Genomic DNA, 18,647 nt, shown 5'->3' with positions numbered 1-18,647 from the left:
AGCTTTATTTGTTCAAAAGATGACGGCTTTAACACAGCGATCACGCAAAAATAAAAAATCGGATGCCTCAAGAAAACAACTCGTTTTAATGCCTGTAGATCCTCTGACAATTGAGGAAGAGAGCATTCGTTTTTCCCTAGAAAAAAAAGTAGAAAGAGCCTTTTATGAAGCGGGAAAGGCTTTACGGGAATTACGAAACCGCAGACTTTATCGTTCGACCCATGTCACCTTTGAAGAATATTGTCGCGATCGCTTCGATTTTACCCGTCGTCGTCCCTATCAACTTATTGAAGCCGCCCAAATTTATGACAATCTGATCGACAAATGTGAACCAATTGTCCCAGTTCTTCCAACCAAAGAAGGACAAGTCCGGCCTTTAAGTGAACTGACTATCGATGAGCAACCTATCGCTTGGGAGACTGCTGTCGAGCAGGCTGGGGGCAAAGTCCCCACGGGTAGAATCGTCAAAGAAGTGGTGAAAAGAATGAAAGACAATAACCCGAAACCCATACCTTTTCGGGTAGGCGAAATTTGCCAGATTATGACCAAAGACAACCCCGAATTGCGTGGCAAGGGTGGCTGTTGGTGTATTGTTAAGGATATTTATAAACTAAGCTGTCAAGTAAGCACTTGGAATGATAACTATATTCTGCGGGCCGAAAATCTTAAATCTTTGGGCTATTCCACCGAAGAATGCCAGGAGATGGCCATTATTCGCGATCGCATGAATGCTATCCATCAAACAGGAGACTTGGATGATGCGGCATTATGGGTTCTCAATGGTTTGGCGAAACTGACTGCTCCTCACCTAAGCGATCTAGAAGAAAAGCTGTTGCAACTCTTAGAACTCGAATACAAAGACTAATCATGTTCTATTCTCAAAAGTCAGGGCAAAAGCTGCATTTTCTGGATCGCTCAACTACGCTAAAATGCTGAAACTTAAGAAATAAAAGATAAATAGGTTAAACCAGTAATTTCTAATGAAATCAATTAAGACTTTAATCTTTGATCTAGATGGAGTGATTACCAGTGAAAAGAAATACTGGAACACTTCGCGTTTGACTGCTTGGGAATTAATCTGCGATCGCAATTATTTGGGATTAACTAACTATTTTGGCTCTAGTCCCGATGTTTCGACTAGACTAGAAAAAATTGGGGATAATATTATCCCTAAAAGTTTTATTTATGAATTAAAGAGTCGGGCAATTAACTCTAACTGGGACTTAACTTTTTTTGTTTGCTGTCTACATTTTGCCGGTATTTTCGCTACAATTGCCCGAGAACAGCCTACAAGTTTAGCCAATATTCTCCAGGATAATGATTTAACTCTCGAAAAACAATTACAAAGCATCGGCGAATTATTGCATTCTCGTAATTATCAAAGCCAGATCAGTGATGATGCGATCTCACAATTTTGGGCAGAAACAAAATCTTTGACTGGGGCAGCTGTCTTGAACTATGTGAATACCTTTATTGCCGAAAAACTGGGGCAGCATTTTGCCTTTTTTGATCCCAAAGGAGAATTATGGCAGCTTTGTTATGATAATTTCCAAGCCTGGTATGAAGGCAAAAAAGGCTATGATTTACCTGATGATGAGACGGTAATTGATTTGGCGAGCATTGATAAAACTCTCAAGGCTTTGTCTGATTCGGGAAATTTTACCCTGGCGATCGCAACAGGCAGACCTCGCAACGAAGTTATCCAACCTCTCACAAATTTAGGAATTCTCCAGTATTTTGCTCCCACTCGCATTGTTACTTACGACGAAGTAATTGCTGCCGAATCGGCACTGGTCGCTGACAATCAAACTAAACTAGGAAAACCCCATCCTTTTATTTTATATAAAGCCCTTTATCCCCAGGAATCGGTAGTAAATTTAGCTAGTGATGAGTTTAAGATCTCTAATCCTAAAACTATTGCTTACATCGGAGATGCGGGCAGTGATGTGGTCGCGGCAAAAAAAGCAGGAGTTGTTTCTGTTGGCGTTTTGACCGGTTTTGCTGAAGGAGAGGCGATCAGGAAAAAACGAGTAATGTTAGGGAATTTAGGTTGCGATGTAATCTTAGATAGCGTTTTAGATTTACCTGAATTATTGAGCCTGAAAATTGATGATAAATAGCGATCGCATTAAAGAGGCTGCCAAAAATATTGGCTTTCACAAGGTAGGAATCGTTTCTGTTGACGACATCCCCGATGATGCCGCTGTTGAACATCTCAACAACTGGTTAGCATTTGGCTATCACGCCGATATGGCCTGGATGGCAAATCCTAAGCGAGCCGATATTCGTCTTTGCTTACCAGATGCGCGATCGCTGATCGTCGTGGCCGTGAACTATTACAGTCCCCATCAACATGCCGATGCTCCAGAAATCGCTAAGATATCTCGTTATGGTTGGGGTCGAGATTATCATAAGGTGATGCAGAAAAAACTCAAGGCTTTAAGTAGCTGGCTGCAAGAACAAGGGGACAATATCACAACTCGTTATTACTCTGATACTGGGCCAGTTCAAGATAAGGTTTGGGCGCAACGAGCTGGTCTGGGTTGGATTGGCAAAAATGGCAATCTGATCACCAGAGACTATGGTAGCTGGGTCTTTTTGGGGGAGATTTTAACCAATTTAGCAATAACTGCCGATCAGCCCCATAGCTCACATTGTGGGACTTGTACTCGTTGTCTAGAAGCCTGTCCGACCAATGCGATCGCCAAGCCCTTTGTTGTAGATGCCAATCGTTGCATTGCCTATCACACAATCGAAAATCGGGAGCCAGAATTACCAGCAGAAATTGCCCAAAAATTATCAGGATGGGTAGCAGGTTGCGATATTTGCCAAGATGTTTGTCCCTGGAATCAACGTTTTGCCCAAGAAACAGACATTGAAGATTTTCAACCCTATCCCGAAAACCTTCACCCTCAATTAACAGAATTAGCAAGCATCGAGTCGGGCGAATGGGATCGTCGCTTTCGGGCTTCTGCTCTTCGCAGGATCAAGCCTCAGATGTGGCAACGTAATGCCCAGGCAAATCTGAAATATATCAAGGAACAGTGAATTAGGTTTTGAGTGCAAACTCCAATAATCACTTATAATTAACTTAATTGATTAATTGAACGCCAAAATAGACTAAGTCTCGTTCCTGAAATTATTTGCTGCTTACATTCCTGGCAAGAGGATGACGAAAAAAGTTATTGTTTTTGATTTTGATGGCACAATTGCCGATACCTATCAAGCCATTGTTGATATTACCAACGATTTATCTTCTGAATTTGGCTATCAGCCAATGAGTGAGGAAGAACTCCTATTATTTAAAAATCTTAGTTCCAAAGATATAGTTAAACGCACAGAAATATCTCTTTTTAAAATTCCTTTCTTGGTTAAAAGAGTTCAGAAAGAATTAGGACATCAAATTGCCGATCTTGCCCCTATTAAGGGAATCGAGTCAGTATTAATAGCTTTGAAACAAAGGGATTATGTCTTAGGCATTGTCACTTCTAATGTAGAAAAAAATGTAATAATGTTTCTGCAGAAGAATAATCTGGAATATCTTTTTGATTTTATATATTCGGGAACTAATATTTTTGGCAAGCATCGCATTATTAATGAGATTGTCAGAAAACGTAAACTCAAAAAAACAGATGTTATTTATGTGGGGGATGAAACTAGAGATATTCGCTCAGCTAGAAAAAGTGGCATTGGCATAATTGCCGTGGGTTGGGGATTTAATTCTCAAGAGATTTTGGCAGAATACCAACCGGATTTTTTGGCTGCTAACCCGACTGAATTATTGGAGGCGATCTCTCCGAGCCCCGTAAAGCTAGGTGCATCTTGAAGAAGGCAGATGGCAGATGGCAGATGGCAGATGGGGAACATCTCATGCCGAGGAGTAGACCTAATTATTTATTGTCCTTGACTAGGGAAGAATATTTAGTTCATCAAGACTGGATGGCTCAGGCGATCGCGCTGGCCAAAGAAGCAGGAGATGGGGGAGATATTCCTGTAGGGGCGATCGTGGTTGATGCCCAAGGTCATGCGATCGCCAAAGCCAATAATCTTAAGCAAAGAAATCAAGATCCGACTGCCCATGCCGAAATTATTGCTTTACGGGCTGCCAGTCAAGTGAAACAGAACTGGCATTTAAATGATTGCACTCTTTATGTGACCTTGGAACCTTGTCCCATGTGTGCAGGTGCGATCGTTCAGTCAAGAATTGGGTTATTAGTTTATGGAGTTGATGATCCCAAAACTGGGGCAATTCGGACTGTGATGAATATTCCTGATAGTGCAGCTTCTAATCATCGCTTGTTGGTTTTAGCTGGAGTTGCTGAAGTTGAATGTCGGCAAATGCTCCAATCTTGGTTTGCTCACAGACGAAAAAGTAGAACCTCAAAAATCCACAATTCTGGGAATTATTAGAATGATTAGAGTGACTATTAACGCATATTTACAAATAAAATCTAACCTGACTTAGCAAAAACTATAAAATGCTGTTGAGGAAGAAACTCTTGAGTATCAACCCATTGCAAACCAACAGTTTTCATCTCTTTCTTGACTTGCTTTTGAGTCATTTTATGTAGAGGTTTGATCATAATAAAAGGATCTTCTCTACGATATTCGACGAGAATCACTCTGCCGCCAATTTTTAAAGAATTAAAGATGCTTTCCATCATTTCCCGGGGAAAAGCAAACTCATGATAGGTATCTACCATTAACACTAAATCGATAGTATTTTCTGGAAGATGAGGATCATAGACTTCTCCTAAAACCGTTTCTATATTTGTTACCTGCTTCTGTTGTTTTAAACTTTCGATGACATCTAACATTTCAGGTTGAATATCAACAGCTAATACTTTTCCTTCAGATACGAAAGGAGCCATGCGAAAGCTAAAATATCCTGTCCCAGCACCGATATCAGCAACAATATCTGTATCCTTTAACTCTAAAGCCTGGACGACAGCTGAGGGATGTTCTTGGTTTTCTCTACTGGGTCTTTCTAGCCACCTCATCGCCTGATGTCCCATTACTTGAGCAATTTCTCTCCCAAGATAAAATTTCCCAATTCCACCTCGACTATGAAAGGCTTTTTCCTGATAATAACTAGGATAATTGGTATCTGTTGCCAATAAATCAGGCTCATAAGCAAAGTTAACTAAAAATAAAACTGTTGCCATAATCAAAACGGCAAAGCCAACAATATATTTTTTCATTTGTGCAAACTATAAAATATTTACTGAGTTTTGTTGTTTTACTTTGTACGTTACACTGCCGTTAATGTGCGGTACAAGATCTGCGATCGCAATACTATTCTTTTCTCAGGAGATCGCGTTTGATCAAAAATCTACGATCACATTGCATTACTGACAGCTGTTGGGATTTTCAACTGATAGACCTTCTTGAGAAGCAGCTAGGTTTAATTCATTATCTGCTGATACAAAAATTACAGGTGATAAACCACTAGCTATACAAAGCAAATTGACTGCACAACCTGCCGCTAACTGAACTGCATCATAGCCTCGTAATCCTCTCTTTTCAGCTAATAATATCCCAGAGTTGATGACTTCCTCTGTAATTTCGACAATTTGATAGTCTGTTTGTAAATCACTCTTAAATTGATTACATATAAGTATTGCATCAGCAGAACGAATACTCCCACCGCGTGCCCGTCGGGTAATTGCTGAAATGATTTCAACAGCAGTGATTGCTGCAATAAAAATCTCGTTGTCTTGGGGAAAATCGAATAATTCTAAAACCCATGCTGAGCCAATTTCACTGATATATCTTTTTACCAAGGCACTACTATCTACAAAGTAAATTGCCATCTATCGGCGTTCCTCAATAATGCTTTGAGAAGCTGGTTCACCTTGAATTGGAATAAGCTGTTTGTCTGTTTTTTGGGCAAAGGCAGGTTTTTTGATCTTTCTTACTAAACCAGATTCAACTAAGGCTTGATGGAATGCTGCTCGTTTAGTAACTGTTTCTCTATCTGAAAGATAACCTTGGATTTCTTGACTAAGATGTTGTAATTCAGATTTTTCTAAATCTGGCAGTTGGTCAAGAATTTGATTAAGAATTGCCTGAGACATTGAAGTGAACTTAGATTAAAAAGGCTTTGTCCTCTATTGTACCAAGGCTTAAACATCCTATTATTTTGTTCTGCAAGATCTGCGATCTCAATTAGCTAAAGTGTTGCTCGATCTCTAGCTAAAAACCTCTAGTAGACTGACACGCCTTAAATGTTGCTTTAGAAAACTGCTACAACTTAGCTAAAAAAAGTGTTTAGCAGAAAAACCTAGTGCACTATTTTATCTATGTCAGCCTAAGACAAGATCTGCGATCACACTAATCAGGGAAGCAAACTTTTACTGAGCAGTTTACGTCAACTCTCCCAGAACATTCAATTCATCTTTGAAATCAACACAAGCACCAAGGATTCTTCTTGCACAGACACCATTACGTTGATCTGCATCTCCTCTAAAACTTGGAGGATCTGTTAAGAGTGTTAAGGAGGCAGAAGCTCCATATTTCGCGCGCGCATCATTAAGACAAGCAGCTCTCGCTTCGGATTCCTGTCTTCCTCTATCCCCACAACTTCTCACTCCACTAAAACTTCTAGATACATTAAAGGTTTGATCGCTGTTCTCTATCTTAATAAAAAAATAGTAGAGAAGACTAATTCCCTACTACTAAAATTTATTTAATAACTTTTGCTGAATCTAAAACATTTAAGAAGAAGGTAACAATTCTTTCTTCTTCAGCTGAGGTAAGATTTTGACCTTTCCTTCCTCATTAACATCAACAACCGCAGTATCGCCTTCTCCTAGACGACCAGAAAGAATCTCTTCTGCGAGGACATCTTCCAACAAACGCATAATTGCTCGACGTAACGGACGCGCCCCATAGGCAGGGTTAAATCCTTCATCGACTAAGCGTTCTTTGAATTTGTCTGTAACTTCGAGATCGATTTCCTTCTCTGTCAGACGAGTAAAGACCTCTTTAAGCAAAATTTCGGCAATTTCCTTGACCTCATCCTTACTCAACTGACGGAAGACAATAATCTCATCCAAACGATTGAGGAACTCAGGACGGAAATAGTTTTTCAGCTCTTCGTTAACTAGGGATTTAATCCGATTGTATTGGGCTTCTCCCGCATTATCTTCAAACTCAAAACCTAATCCACCGCCACCTTTCTCAATGACCTTAGAACCAATGTTAGAAGTCAGAATCAATAGCGTATTTTTGAAATCTACCGTTCTGCCCTTGGCATCAGTTAAACGACCATCTTCCAAAATTTGCAACAGCATATTGAAGATATCGGGATGCGCTTTCTCAATCTCATCAAAGAGCACCACAGTATAAGGACGACGACGAACCGCTTCAGTTAATTGACCCCCTTCGTTGTAACCTACATATCCTGGAGGAGAACCAATCAATTTGGAGACAGTGTGACGCTCCATATATTCCGACATATCAAGACGGATCATGGCCTCTTCCGAGCCGAAGAAATAAGTTGCTAGGGCTTTGGTGAGCTCAGTTTTACCAACCCCAGTAGGCCCGGAAAATACGAAACTTGCGATCGGGCGATTGGGGTTTTTCAAGCCTACCCTTGCCCGACGAATTGCCCGAGAAATAGCTTTAACCGCATCTTCTTGGCCAATAATGCGCTGGTGGAGTGTATCCTCCATATGCAAGAGTTTTTCAGATTCAGTCTCGGTGAGCTTGTTAACTGGGACACCAGTCCAAGAGGCAACAATATGGGCAATCTCTTCAGAATCGACAAAGGGCGAATTAGTTTCAGTATCTTCTTCGCTTTTCTTCGCTGAAGCGATATTACGAATTTGCTCCTTGATTTCCATTTCGCGATCGCGCAAAGACCCAGCCTTATCAAAATCCTGAGAACGCACCGCATCATCTTTTTCCTTAAGAATTCCCCGTAATTCTTTATCTAATTCTTTAGCCGCAGGAGGCAGTTGAGAATTGATCAAACGCACCCGAGAACCAGCTTCATCAATTAAATCGATCGCCTTGTCGGGCAAATAGCGATCGCTAATGTAACGATCCGATAGTTTAGCTGCGGCTTCTAAGGCTTCATCCAAAATTTTCAGCTTGTGATGTTGCTCGTAGCGCTCCCGCAAACCGTAAAGGATTTCGATGGTTTCTTCAACCGAAGGCTCACCTACCATTACGGGTTGGAAACGACGTTCTAGAGCGGCATCTCTCTCAATATGCTTACGATATTCGTCCAAAGTTGTTGCCCCGATGCATTGCAGTTCCCCGCGAGCCAAGGCTGGCTTCAGGATATTTGCTGCATCGATCGCACCTTCAGCTGCCCCAGCACCGATTAAGGTGTGAACTTCATCAATTACCAAAATCACATTGCCAGCTTGACGGATCTCGTCCATGATCTTTTTGAGTCTTTCCTCAAACTCCCCACGATACTTGGTTCCTGCAACTAACAACCCAATATCGAGAGTGACGACTCGTTTTTCCTCTAGGATGTCAGGGATATCTTGATTGGCAATGCGCTGGGCTAACCCTTCTGCGATCGCAGTTTTACCAACCCCAGGTTCCCCAATCAGCACCGGATTATTTTTGGTACGACGTCCGAGAATTTGAATAACTCGTTCGATTTCTTTTTGGCGACCGACAACAGGATCTAACTTACCTTCTGAGGCCATTTGGGTCAGATTAGAGCCAAATTCATCAAGAGTTGGAGTTTTGTTTCTGCCTGAGCTACCACCACCAGTCGCAACCTCAGCAGTTTCCCCAAGCATTCTGATAATCTGAGTGCGAACTTTAGAAAGATCGACTCCCAGGTTCTCTAGTACGCGAGCAGCAACCCCTTCTCCTTCTCGAATCAAACCGAGCAGTAGATGTTCTGTTCCAATATAGTTGTGTCCTAATTGACGAGCTTCTTCTAGAGATAGTTCGAGGACTCTCTTGGCTCTGGGAGTGAACGGAATTTCCACTGCCACGAAACCAGAACCGCGACCAATGATTTTTTCAACTTCAATCCGAGCATCTTTGAGATTGACACCCATAGATTTAAGTACCTTGGCTGCTACTCCAGTTCCCTCGCCAATTAAGCCCAGAAGAATTTGCTCTGTGCCAACGAAGTTATGACCCAGGCGGCGTGCTTCCTCCTGGGCTAACATGATTACTTTAATAGCTTTCTCTGTGAAGCGTTCAAACATGACTTCCTTCCATCACCTACTGCTTGCCCTTGTAATGGTGATTCTAGCACAGCCCTTAACGAGGAATTTACTGATTTATTTTACCCATACATATTTTGGTAAAAACCTTTACAAATTCCTGGAATAATCTAAAACACTACAGTTCGGTTGCCATAGACCAATACCCGATGATCCAAATGCCATCTGACGGCGCGGGATAGGACTAATTTCTCTAAATCTTTACCTTTGCGAATCAAATCTGACACATTATCCCGATGACTAACATGAACAACTTCTTGCTCGATAATGGGGCCTTCATCCAAGTCTTCCGTCACATAATGAGCTGTGGCTCCAATAATTTTAACTCCTCTATCATAGGCGCGATGATAGGGTTTAGCTCCAGCAAAGGCAGGCAAAAAGGAATGGTGAATGTTAATAATATTAGGAAAATTATCAACCAAATTAGGACTGAGAATCTGCATATATTTAGCTAGGATTACTAAGTCAATTTGATATTTTTCGAGCAATGCTAATTGTTGCGTCTCCTGGGCGAGCTTATTTGTTTTAGTGATTGGCAGATGGTGGAAATCAATCCCAAACTGACTTGCGATCGCTTCTAGGGAACTATGATTACTAATAATTAGGGGGATTTCGGCTTTCAATTCCCCAGCTTGCCATCTCCAGAGTAAATCTAGTAGACAATGATTTTGTTTGGTTACCCAAATTGCAATACGGGGGATGACATCGGAAAAATGAATTTGCCATTGCCCATGCCAATCCTTGGCGATCGCATTAAAACTATCGGCGATCTCCTGGCAAGATAAAGTAAACCCATCCAATTGCCATTCAACCCGATTTAAAAACAGACCCGTACTAAAGTCTGTATGTTGATCTGCATGAATTATATTGCCGCCATGAGAGTAAATAAAATTAGCAATTTTGGCGACTATACCTGGGCGATCAGCACAGGATATCAAGAGAGTAGCAGTTTTGAAGTTTTCTGAATTTATTTGGGCGCTCATTAATCAATAAGTACCGTTGACTTTTCAGCTACTGATCATTACTCAGAATGGATAATTCATCAACGGCTAGATAATCTTCCCAATCTTGGCCGACTTGAATCGTAATATCAGAATTCAGAACCCCAGTACTTTCGACTAAAACTTCTCCTATGCCCAATTGCCCACGAATATTTTTGGCAGCAACATCATCTCCTGCCTGGGCAATAATTCTTGTTTTAGTGAGGTTTTTAGCGTTATTTCTACTTATATAAGCTCTATTGTAACCAGCTTCTCTGAGGGCAACCAATAATTTTCTTGCAGGACGATCATTTTCCAAAGTATTTTGAATTGCAATCCTAACATCGGTTAGCTCCCGCGTTTCCCAGGCATCATAACTTTCGGGATAAACATCAAAATGCTGAACTACCACCTGTTGAATGCGACGCTCATCAGGAAGCCAATAACTCACTCGTTCGTCAGGACTGTTAAAATCTCCTGGGAGCATAATCATTTGGACATCTGAACGTTCAGATTTTGCCGCAAAACTAGATAGTGCCATCAATTCTTTGACCGTTAAATTGGTATCTAAATGGGACTTAACAACATCTAGGATCTTGGGGATTTTGACAATTGTTGCTGGGCGAAGAGCTTGCTCGACAACAGAGCGCATCAACATTTGTTGCCTTTGAACACGGGCAATATCTCCCAACCCATCGTAACGAAAACGCAAGAACTGAACTGCTTTATCTCCATCCAAATGTTGTTCGCCTTTTTTAAGGTTCACATAGAAATGTTGACTAAAATCGTTGTATTTCATGTCTTTGGGAACATCAACCGTGACGCCTCCTAGAGCATCAATGAGTTTTTCAATTCCCTGGATATTAACTCTTACGTAGCGGTCTATTTCCACGCCTCCTAGCAATTCGCTAACAGCGCTAGCAGTCAAAGCCGGGCCACCCTCATAGTTAGCATGATTAATCTTCCCAATACCATAACCTTCTATATAGGTGCGAGTATCTCTGGGGATAGAGAGGACAGTCAGTTTTTCTTGTAGCGGATCAAAGCGCAATAGTAACATCGTGTCGCTGAGACCTTCAAAGGAATTGACCAGAGCATGATATCCCAAGTCCTCTGGAACCTCCTGAGTTTTGAGGTCCGAAGTTAAAACCTTAATCCCTAGGACTAGGATATTAACTGGACGAGATAATTCTGGGATCGATAAGCTGCTAAGCTCAACAGTCTCTTCTTGACTAAAAACCTGTTCTTCTTCGAGACTTAGTTTCGCCTGTTGCAACATCGAGGATTCAGAAAAAGTGATTGCCAGCAAAGCCCCCGCTGCAGCTGAAGTCATTGAAACAATGGCCAAAGCAAACCCCAGAAAGATGTTGCGTCCTCTACTGGATTGACGTCGTCTATTTTGTTTATATTTCACTCTAGGCTGGAACTTTTTGGTTTTTTTCGTTGTTTTATAAAGTTTGGGCGCTGACACTTTTTATCCTCACACAGGCGTAATTATAAGATTTTTGATTTTTATAGATATAGCTATATACAAGTATTCTTATGTAAGTAAATATCCTGAATACTTCCAACCTTATCAAAGATAGGTATTAATACACAAAAGAATTAAACGATAAACATGACCTAATTATTCGAAAATACTTGGCACAATTGTTCTCTGGAGTATCGAGATAAGCTCTGGATATTCACAACTCAATCTTAGCTTGTTATTCAGAAAATAGCAGATTCAAACCGCTGTCTTTAAGGGAACTTTTTTTTTGTTTTGATGTTGGCTAAGGTACTGATCAAGGGTAAATACGGAGATTTTCCTTGGAGCGACTGCCATAAAAGAACCAGACAGGCTAAAAAATAACCGGTGGTGATTAGAGCATTAATATAAAGTAATCGAAAAGATAAAAGGTCTGAAGTTTGATTAGAACCAAAAAATAATGAGATATATGCTATAAGCCAAGATGAAACTAAGATTAGAGATAACCGGCTGATTTTCTGTTCTTGTTCATTAGCTTGGCCTCGATATAGAGTCCAAAGAGCAGGGATAATTCCCACTATGGGTAGAAGATAAATCCATAATTGTTGTCTTTGTGCTTTTTGGTCTGACACTGAAGATAAATCATTCATAAGCTTAATTTATGCTGTCAAAAGAAAAACAGTCCCTGACCGCTATTGTTTTAGCTGGCGGACAAAGTTCCCGCATGGGACAAGATAAGGCTTTGTTGACTATCGGCAACCAAAGTTTGTTATCTTACGTCTGTAATGTAGCTCAAGAATCTGCGAATTGGGTTTACATTGTGGCGCCTTGGGTTAAGAAATATCACCATTTTGCTGAACATTCTTCTGTTTCCTTGGTGCAAGAATCTTTAATCGACCCCAAAGCCCAGTCTAATTGTCCTCTAGTTGGTTTTTATCAAGGATTAGAGCAAGTTAAAACTGAATGGGTATTATTGCTTGCTTGCGATTTGCCTCGCCTCAATTCTCATGAAATTAAAAGATGGAGTGAATCTTTAAACGATCTGCCCCAGGATGCGATCGCACTGCTGCCCCGTCATGCTAAGGGATGGGAACCGCTATGTGGGTTTTATCGCAGTAATTGCCGTGCTTCTATTCAAAAGTATTTAGAACAAGGCGGCAGGGCTTTTCAACCTTGGTTGAGGGAAAATCGGGTAGTTGAATGGGAAATATGCGATCGCAACATGTTATTCAATTGCAATACAAAAGATGACTGGTTAGAAGTGAAAGAGAATAAGCTGTAAGCCAAAGCAGCTAGTGATTTATCTGTCTTGCTTCTTCGTTCTTTGCTTCTTAACTAACTGAATAGCCAAGCTTCGGCAGCTGCCACTTCGTCCAGACTGAAGGCTTTGATCTCAAGACCGGGAAGCAAAAAACCTTCAATTTCACTGACCTTTTGCACCCATTTCTTGTCAGAAAGCACTGCTGCGCGATTAAATTTCCCAATAGTTCGGAATAATTCGGGAAGACGCGACAGCTCAACCCCAAGTGCTCCTAGGGTGGGTAGATCAAAATCCTCAATTCGATATAACATTGTACCCTGCTCGATATCTTGAGACTTACCTATAAGATCATCAAGGGATGCTTTCATTTCCTGGCTGTCTAATTTGCCGCCAAATTTAATATCTATGCGGTTGAGCCCATTTGATGTTACCTGAAACATGAGACCTCCTTTGCCAAATTCTTAGCATTAAACTGTCCAATACCCAGACAAACAAATTCTAATTCCAATAATTAGCATAAATTAGCTCTAATCACATTTTAGCAATTAGCCAAGAACTCCCCTCTAAAATTAATAATCTGGATTTGATACCAGGTCTCACCTCAGATTACAGTAAAAGGAATCACATATTTGGTTAAGGAATAAGGTAATATTTTATGGCCTCCCTTTTGCTCGAAGCGATCTTGCTAGTTTACTTGCTTAAGAAATTTTTAATAAAGGTTCTCATCGCTTATGTACAATAAAAATAGTAAGCACAAGATCGAGAAAAGTAACAGATAAATTTCAACATTTCTAGAGATAATTGCTCTAGGAAAAGACAGCTTCAGTCACCTGCCGAAACACTTCCTTAATAAGTTTGATAACTAATACGAAAATGACTAAAATACCATCTGCAAAAAATGTAGCAATCACCAATCAAGAACTAAAAAAATCCTCAGAAGAACAACCATTTGCCGGACAACCCTGGTTGGTAGAAGAAAGAGATGCTTGCGGTGTTGGGTTTATTGCTTACCAAGATGGGAGAGCCAATCATCAGATTGTGGAACAAGCTTTGGTTGGCCTAGGATGTATGGAACATCGCGGGGGTTGTAGCGCGGATCTCGATTCGGGTGACGGGGCCGGAGTTATGACAGCAATTCCTCATCAGTTATTCGAGTCTTGGTTTGATGATCAGGGAATTGCGGCACCGAGCGCGCAAAGTTATGGTGTGGGGATGGTTTTTCTGCCCCAGGATCTAGCAGAGCGAGAAGAAGGCAAAAAATTTATCGAACAGATAGTTAGAGAAGAAAATTTAACTGTCTTGGTTTGGCGAGAGGTTCCTGTTAAACCTAGTGTTTTAGGGGTTCAGGCTCGGGATAATCAACCTTATATTGAGCAAATATTCGTCGCTTCGGATGATGGGCTGACGGGAGATGCTTTAGATCGTAAGCTATATATTGCGCGATCGCGAATTGGCAAAAAACTAACTGATCATTTTTATATTTGTTCTTTTTCCTGCCGCACTATTGTTTATAAAGGGATGGTGCGATCGGAGATTTTGGGTCAGTTCTATACAGATTTAACCAATCCTGATTACAAAACAAGTTTTGCGGTCTACCATCGACGCTTCAGTACTAACACTATGCCGAAATGGGCGTTCGCTCAACCAATGCGGTTGTTAGGTCACAACGGTGAGATTAATACTCTTTTGGGTAATGTCAACTGGATGGCCAATCGGGAAAGAAATCTCGAAGTTACCGGATGGAGTAAGTCTGATTTAGCAGCTCTGACTCCAATTGTGAATTCTGCCAATAGTGATTCCTATAACTTGGATAGCTCCCTAGAGTTGCTTGTCAGAACAGGACGTAGTTTACCAGAGGCCACAATGATCCTAGTGCCAGAAGCCTACAAGGATCAGCCTGAGCTGCAAAAATATCCTGAAATTAGTGATTTTTACGATTACTATAGCGGCTTACAAGAACCTTGGGATGGCCCTGCATTGCTAGTTTATAGCGATGGCAAAACTGTTGGGGCGACTTTGGATCGTAATGGTTTGCGCCCTGCCCGCTACAGCATTACTAAAGATGGTTATATCGTAGTAGCTTCTGAGACGGGAGTTGTTGAATTACCCGACAGTGAAATTGTGGAAAAAGGCAAATTAGGGCCAGGTCAATCGATTGTTGTCGATTTGCAGAGTCAGGAAATTTTGCGAAATTGGGATCTAAAAAAACGGGTTGCTAGTCAAAATCCCTATGGTGAATGGGTCAAAGAACATCGTCAAACTATCACTCCTCAGTCTTTTAGCGTTGAGGCTTACTTAGAAGCTCAAGATTTATTAGCTAAGCAAACAGCTTTTGGTTATACAGCTGAAGATGTCGAGATGGTCATTCAGTCAATGGCCTTGAATGGTAAAGAGCCGACCTACTGTATGGGGGATGATATTCCTTTGGCGGTGCTTTCTACCAAACCCCATCTACTCTATAACTATTTTAAACAGAGATTTGCCCAGGTAACTAATCCACCTATTGATCCTTTAAGAGAGAGTTTGGTGATGTCTCTAGGAATGCAATTGGGTGCAAAGGGCAATTTGTTGGAAGTAAGAGCTGAAGATGCCCGCTTGCTTAAGTTGGAGTCGCCAATTTTGAATGAAGCGGAACTGGCGATCATGAAAAATTCTGCGATCAAATCGGCAACCCTTTCTACGTTATACGAAATTGCCACTGGGCCTAAAGGTTTAGAAATTGCCATTAAAAATTTATGTGATGCGGCGATGATCGCGGTGGAAGGAGGAGCAGAGATTCTCGTATTGAGCGATCGCGCTTCGACTGGCATTAACACAGGATCTAGTTATATTCCGCCTCTAGCCGCTGTTGGAGCAGTGCATCATCATTTAATAAAAGAAGGTTTACGCCTCAAAGCTTCTTTAGTAGTCGAGACAGCCCAATGCTGGAGCACCCATCACTATGCTTGTTTAGTTGGTTATGGAGCCTCGGCCATTTGTCCTTACCTAGCGTTGGAAACAATTCGTCAATGGTGGAGCAATCCTAAAACTCAGAAATTGATGGCTAATGAGAAAATTGCCACTGTTTCGCTTGAACAAGCTCAGCAAAATTATCGTCAGGCGGTAGAAGCAGGAATCTTGAAAATTCTTTCTAAAATGGGAATTTCTTTGCTGTCTTCCTATCACGGAGCCCAAATTTTTGAAGCTTTGGGCTTGGGCATGGATTTAGTGAATTTATGCTTTGTGGGGACAACTTCCCGTCTAGGTGGTTTAACTATTGCTGAGTTGGCCCAAGAAACAATAGCATTCCATAGTCGCGCTTTCCCCGAACTGAGTAGTAAGAAATTAGAAAACTTTGGTTTTATTGCTTATCGACGCGGTGGGGAATATCACATGAACTCACCAGAAATGTCTAAGGCTTTGCATCAAGCAGTTAAGAGCAAACAATACGATCATTACGAATTATACAAACAATATCTCAAAGGTCGTCCTGCCACGGCTCTAAGAGATTTATTGGATTTTAATAGCGATCGCGATTCGATATCTTTAGATGAAGTAGAACCAGTTGAATCGATTGTCAAACGCTTCTGTACTGGAGGTATGTCTCTGGGATCTTTATCCAGAGAAGCCCATGAAACCCTTGCCGTTGCCATGAATCGTTTAGGTGGCAAGTCCAACTCTGGTGAAGGTGGGGAAGATGGAGTGCGTTTTAATGTATTGCATGATGTTGATGCCGAGGGCAATTCGGCAACGCTGCCCCATCTCAAAGGTTTACAAAATGGGGATACCGCAAGTTCAGCCATCAAACAGGTAGCATCGGGGCGTTTTGGGGTAACTCCTGAATACCTGATGAGTGCGAAGCAATTGGAAATTAAAGTTGCTCAAGGTGCCAAGCCAGGAGAAGGGGGGCAATTACCAGGGAAAAAAGTCAGTGAATATATTGCATCCTTGCGTCGTTCCAAACCTGGTGTCACGCTGATTTCTCCTCCGCCTCACCATGATATTTATTCGATTGAAGATTTGGCTCAGTTGATCCATGATTTACATCAAATTAGTCCCAAAGCTCAAGTTTCAGTCAAACTAGTGGCAGAAATCGGTATCGGAACAATTGCGGCAGGTGTGGCTAAAGCAAACGCCGATGTGATTCAAATTTCAGGACATGATGGTGGGACAGGAGCTTCCCCTTTGAGTTCGATTAAACATGCGGGGGCACCTTGGGAATTGGGTTTAACCGAAGTCCATCGGGTGTTAATTGCCAATCAGTTACGCGATCGCGTTTTACTCAGGGCTGACGGTGGTTTAAAAACTGGTTGGGATATTTTGATGGCTGCTTTAATGGGGGCTGAAGAATATGGTTTCGGTTCGATCGCGATGATTGCTGAAGGTTGTCGCATGGCGCGAGTTTGCCATATGAATACTTGTCCTGTTGGGGTTGCCACACAGCAAGAAGTATTGCGGAAGCGCTTTACTGGTATTCCTGAACATGTGGTGAATTTCTTCTATTTTATTGCCGAAGAAGTACGCAATCTTTTGGCAATCTTGGGTTATCGCAGTTTAGAAGAAGTTATCGGTCGGGCTGATTTGCTGAAGCAACGGGATGATGTTGAATTGACTAAAACCACTGGCATGAATCTTGATTGTCTGATTAACTTGCCTGATGTTAAAGAAGACCGTTCTTGGTTAGATCATGGTGAGGTTAATACTAACGGTGCAGTTCTCGATGATGATTTACTGGCTGATCTAGAAATTGCTGATGGGATTAACAATCAAGCTGCGGTTACTAAAGAAATTCAGATCGTGAATACAGATCGCTCTGTGGGGGCGAGAATAGCTGGCGCGATCGCGTCTAAATATGGCAATAGTGGTTTTGAAGGATCATTAAACTTTAATTTCTACGGTTATGCCGGTCAAAGTTTTGGAGCCTTTAACCTTCCTGGGATGAATATGGTTCTGACTGGGGAAGCTAATGACTATGTTGGCAAAGGTATGCATGGTGGAGAGATTGTGATTAAACCGCCTGCGACTGCGACCTACAACACTGCGGAGAATGTGATTATCGGTAACACCTGTTTATACGGTGCGACTGGTGGTGTGCTCTATGCTAATGGGCGTGCTGGTGAGCGTTTTGCGGTACGGAATTCCTTGGGTAAAGCCGTTATCGAAGGTGCGGGAGATCATTGTTGTGAATATATGACTGGTGGTCTGTTGGTTGTATTGGGTGCAGTAGGGCGAAATGTTGGTGCGGGAATGACTGGTGGTATCGGTTATTTCCTTGATGAGGATGGTTCTTTCCCCGAAAAGCTTAACCCTGAGATTGTGAAGATTCAGCGTTTAGTTTCTGAGTCGGGGAAAGAGCAATTGAAGTCGATGATTACTGCCCATGTGGAGAAGACTGGCAGCAAGAAAGGTCAGGATATTTTGGCTAACTGGGATAGTTATGTTGATAAGTTCTGGCAGGTTGTTCCGCCTTCAGAAGCTGATAGTGAAGTCGCGATCGCGACCTTTGAGGAGAAGCCTTTGACTTCTGTTTAGTTTTCTTTAATTTGTTAATTTTAAGGCTGGAGGTTGTGATACTTCCAGTCTTTTTTATCTCGCGTAAACTTACTCATCAAGATTGATATTGCAGAGATCGCATTCAGAGCCAAGAATTATTATCGTCCGCGATCGCGAACAATGATACAATATTAACCATGTTAATTTAAATATGTTAGAGCTTAGATCTCAGTCATTGAATCTAACAACATCTCAATACAAAC

The 18,647-nt window shown here is 41.5% G+C and carries 16 protein-coding genes; 7 read left to right on the top strand and 9 right to left on the bottom strand.

The window, feature by feature from the left end:
- The first annotated feature begins 19 nt into the window (after window positions 1–19).
- The 5 genes from XEN7305_RS25800 to tadA all read left to right on the top strand — a co-directional run bounded on the left by XEN7305_RS25800 (window position 20) and on the right by tadA (window position 4,410).
- Window positions 20–865, top strand: a complete 846-nt coding sequence (locus XEN7305_RS25800; RefSeq protein ID WP_040899695.1) for a hypothetical protein — start codon at window positions 20–22, stop codon at window positions 863–865.
- A 115-nt stretch (window positions 866–980) separates the two neighbouring features.
- Window positions 981–2,120 (top strand): HAD family hydrolase, encoded by a 1,140-nt coding sequence (locus XEN7305_RS25795; protein ID WP_006512503.1) that lies wholly within the window; start codon window positions 981–983, stop codon window positions 2,118–2,120.
- Window positions 2,110–3,048, top strand: coding sequence for a tRNA epoxyqueuosine(34) reductase QueG (queG, locus tag XEN7305_RS25790; RefSeq protein WP_006512502.1), 939 nt, complete (start codon window positions 2,110–2,112; stop codon window positions 3,046–3,048). The genes XEN7305_RS25795 and queG overlap by 11 nt, the downstream gene beginning before the upstream one ends.
- 121 nt (window positions 3,049–3,169) lie before the next feature.
- Window positions 3,170–3,826, top strand: a complete 657-nt coding sequence (locus XEN7305_RS25785) for an HAD-IA family hydrolase (protein WP_006512501.1) — start codon at window positions 3,170–3,172, stop codon at window positions 3,824–3,826.
- Window positions 3,827–3,870: 44 nt separating this feature from the next.
- Window positions 3,871–4,410, top strand: a complete 540-nt coding sequence (gene tadA, locus XEN7305_RS25780; protein WP_173399716.1) for a tRNA adenosine(34) deaminase TadA — start codon at window positions 3,871–3,873, stop codon at window positions 4,408–4,410.
- 41 nt (window positions 4,411–4,451) lie between these two features.
- Here tadA and XEN7305_RS25775 read toward each other — a convergent pair whose 3' ends face one another.
- The 8 genes from XEN7305_RS25775 to XEN7305_RS25740 form a co-directional block, all read right to left on the bottom strand.
- Complete coding sequence (locus XEN7305_RS25775; RefSeq protein ID WP_006512499.1) at window positions 4,452–5,201, bottom strand: class I SAM-dependent methyltransferase; 750 nt, start codon at window positions 5,199–5,201, stop codon at window positions 4,452–4,454.
- A 147-nt stretch (window positions 5,202–5,348) separates the two neighbouring features.
- Window positions 5,349–5,813, bottom strand: coding sequence for a type II toxin-antitoxin system VapC family toxin (locus XEN7305_RS25770; RefSeq protein WP_006512498.1), 465 nt, complete (start codon window positions 5,811–5,813; stop codon window positions 5,349–5,351).
- Entirely contained in the window at window positions 5,814–6,077 is a 264-nt protein-coding gene (locus XEN7305_RS25765) for a hypothetical protein (protein ID WP_006512497.1), read from the bottom strand.
- Window positions 6,078–6,365: 288 nt separating this feature from the next.
- A complete protein-coding gene (locus XEN7305_RS25760; RefSeq protein ID WP_006512496.1) occupies window positions 6,366–6,590 on the bottom strand; it encodes a hypothetical protein in 225 nt (74 codons plus the stop codon).
- Between the two features lie 126 nt (window positions 6,591–6,716).
- The gene (locus XEN7305_RS25755; RefSeq protein WP_006512495.1) at window positions 6,717–9,185 is read right to left on the bottom strand and encodes an ATP-dependent Clp protease ATP-binding subunit; all 2,469 of its coding nucleotides are present in this window, start codon (window positions 9,183–9,185) and stop codon (window positions 6,717–6,719) included.
- A gap of 128 nt (window positions 9,186–9,313) precedes the next feature.
- A complete protein-coding gene (gene purU / locus XEN7305_RS25750) occupies window positions 9,314–10,186 on the bottom strand; it encodes a formyltetrahydrofolate deformylase (protein ID WP_006512494.1) in 873 nt (290 codons plus the stop codon).
- Window positions 10,187–10,214: 28 nt separating this feature from the next.
- On the bottom strand, window positions 10,215–11,654 hold the full coding sequence (locus XEN7305_RS25745) for an LCP family protein (RefSeq protein WP_006512493.1): 1,440 nt from the start codon (window positions 11,652–11,654) through the stop codon (window positions 10,215–10,217).
- A gap of 269 nt (window positions 11,655–11,923) precedes the next feature.
- Complete coding sequence (locus tag XEN7305_RS25740; protein WP_006512492.1) at window positions 11,924–12,301, bottom strand: hypothetical protein; 378 nt, start codon at window positions 12,299–12,301, stop codon at window positions 11,924–11,926.
- Window positions 12,302–12,312: 11 nt separating this feature from the next.
- Between XEN7305_RS25740 and XEN7305_RS25735 the strand changes: the two genes are divergently transcribed.
- On the top strand, window positions 12,313–12,933 hold the full coding sequence (locus XEN7305_RS25735) for a molybdenum cofactor guanylyltransferase (protein ID WP_006512491.1): 621 nt from the start codon (window positions 12,313–12,315) through the stop codon (window positions 12,931–12,933).
- Window positions 12,934–12,986: 53 nt separating this feature from the next.
- Here XEN7305_RS25735 and XEN7305_RS25730 read toward each other — a convergent pair whose 3' ends face one another.
- Window positions 12,987–13,352 carry an STAS/SEC14 domain-containing protein gene (locus tag XEN7305_RS25730; protein WP_006512490.1) on the bottom strand — a complete coding sequence of 122 codons (366 nt, stop codon included), beginning with the start codon at window positions 13,350–13,352 and terminating at the stop codon, window positions 12,987–12,989.
- A 433-nt stretch (window positions 13,353–13,785) separates the two neighbouring features.
- Here XEN7305_RS25730 and gltB point away from each other — a divergent pair, with 433 nt between their 5' ends.
- A complete protein-coding gene (gltB, locus tag XEN7305_RS25725; protein WP_006512489.1) occupies window positions 13,786–18,423 on the top strand; it encodes a glutamate synthase large subunit in 4,638 nt (1,545 codons plus the stop codon).
- The last annotated feature ends 224 nt before the right edge of the window (window positions 18,424–18,647 follow it).

This window comes from Xenococcus sp. PCC 7305 (genome assembly GCF_000332055.1).
Classification (GTDB): domain Bacteria; phylum Cyanobacteriota; class Cyanobacteriia; order Cyanobacteriales; family Xenococcaceae; genus Xenococcus.
This window is presented reverse-complemented; position numbering and strand designations above follow the sequence as displayed.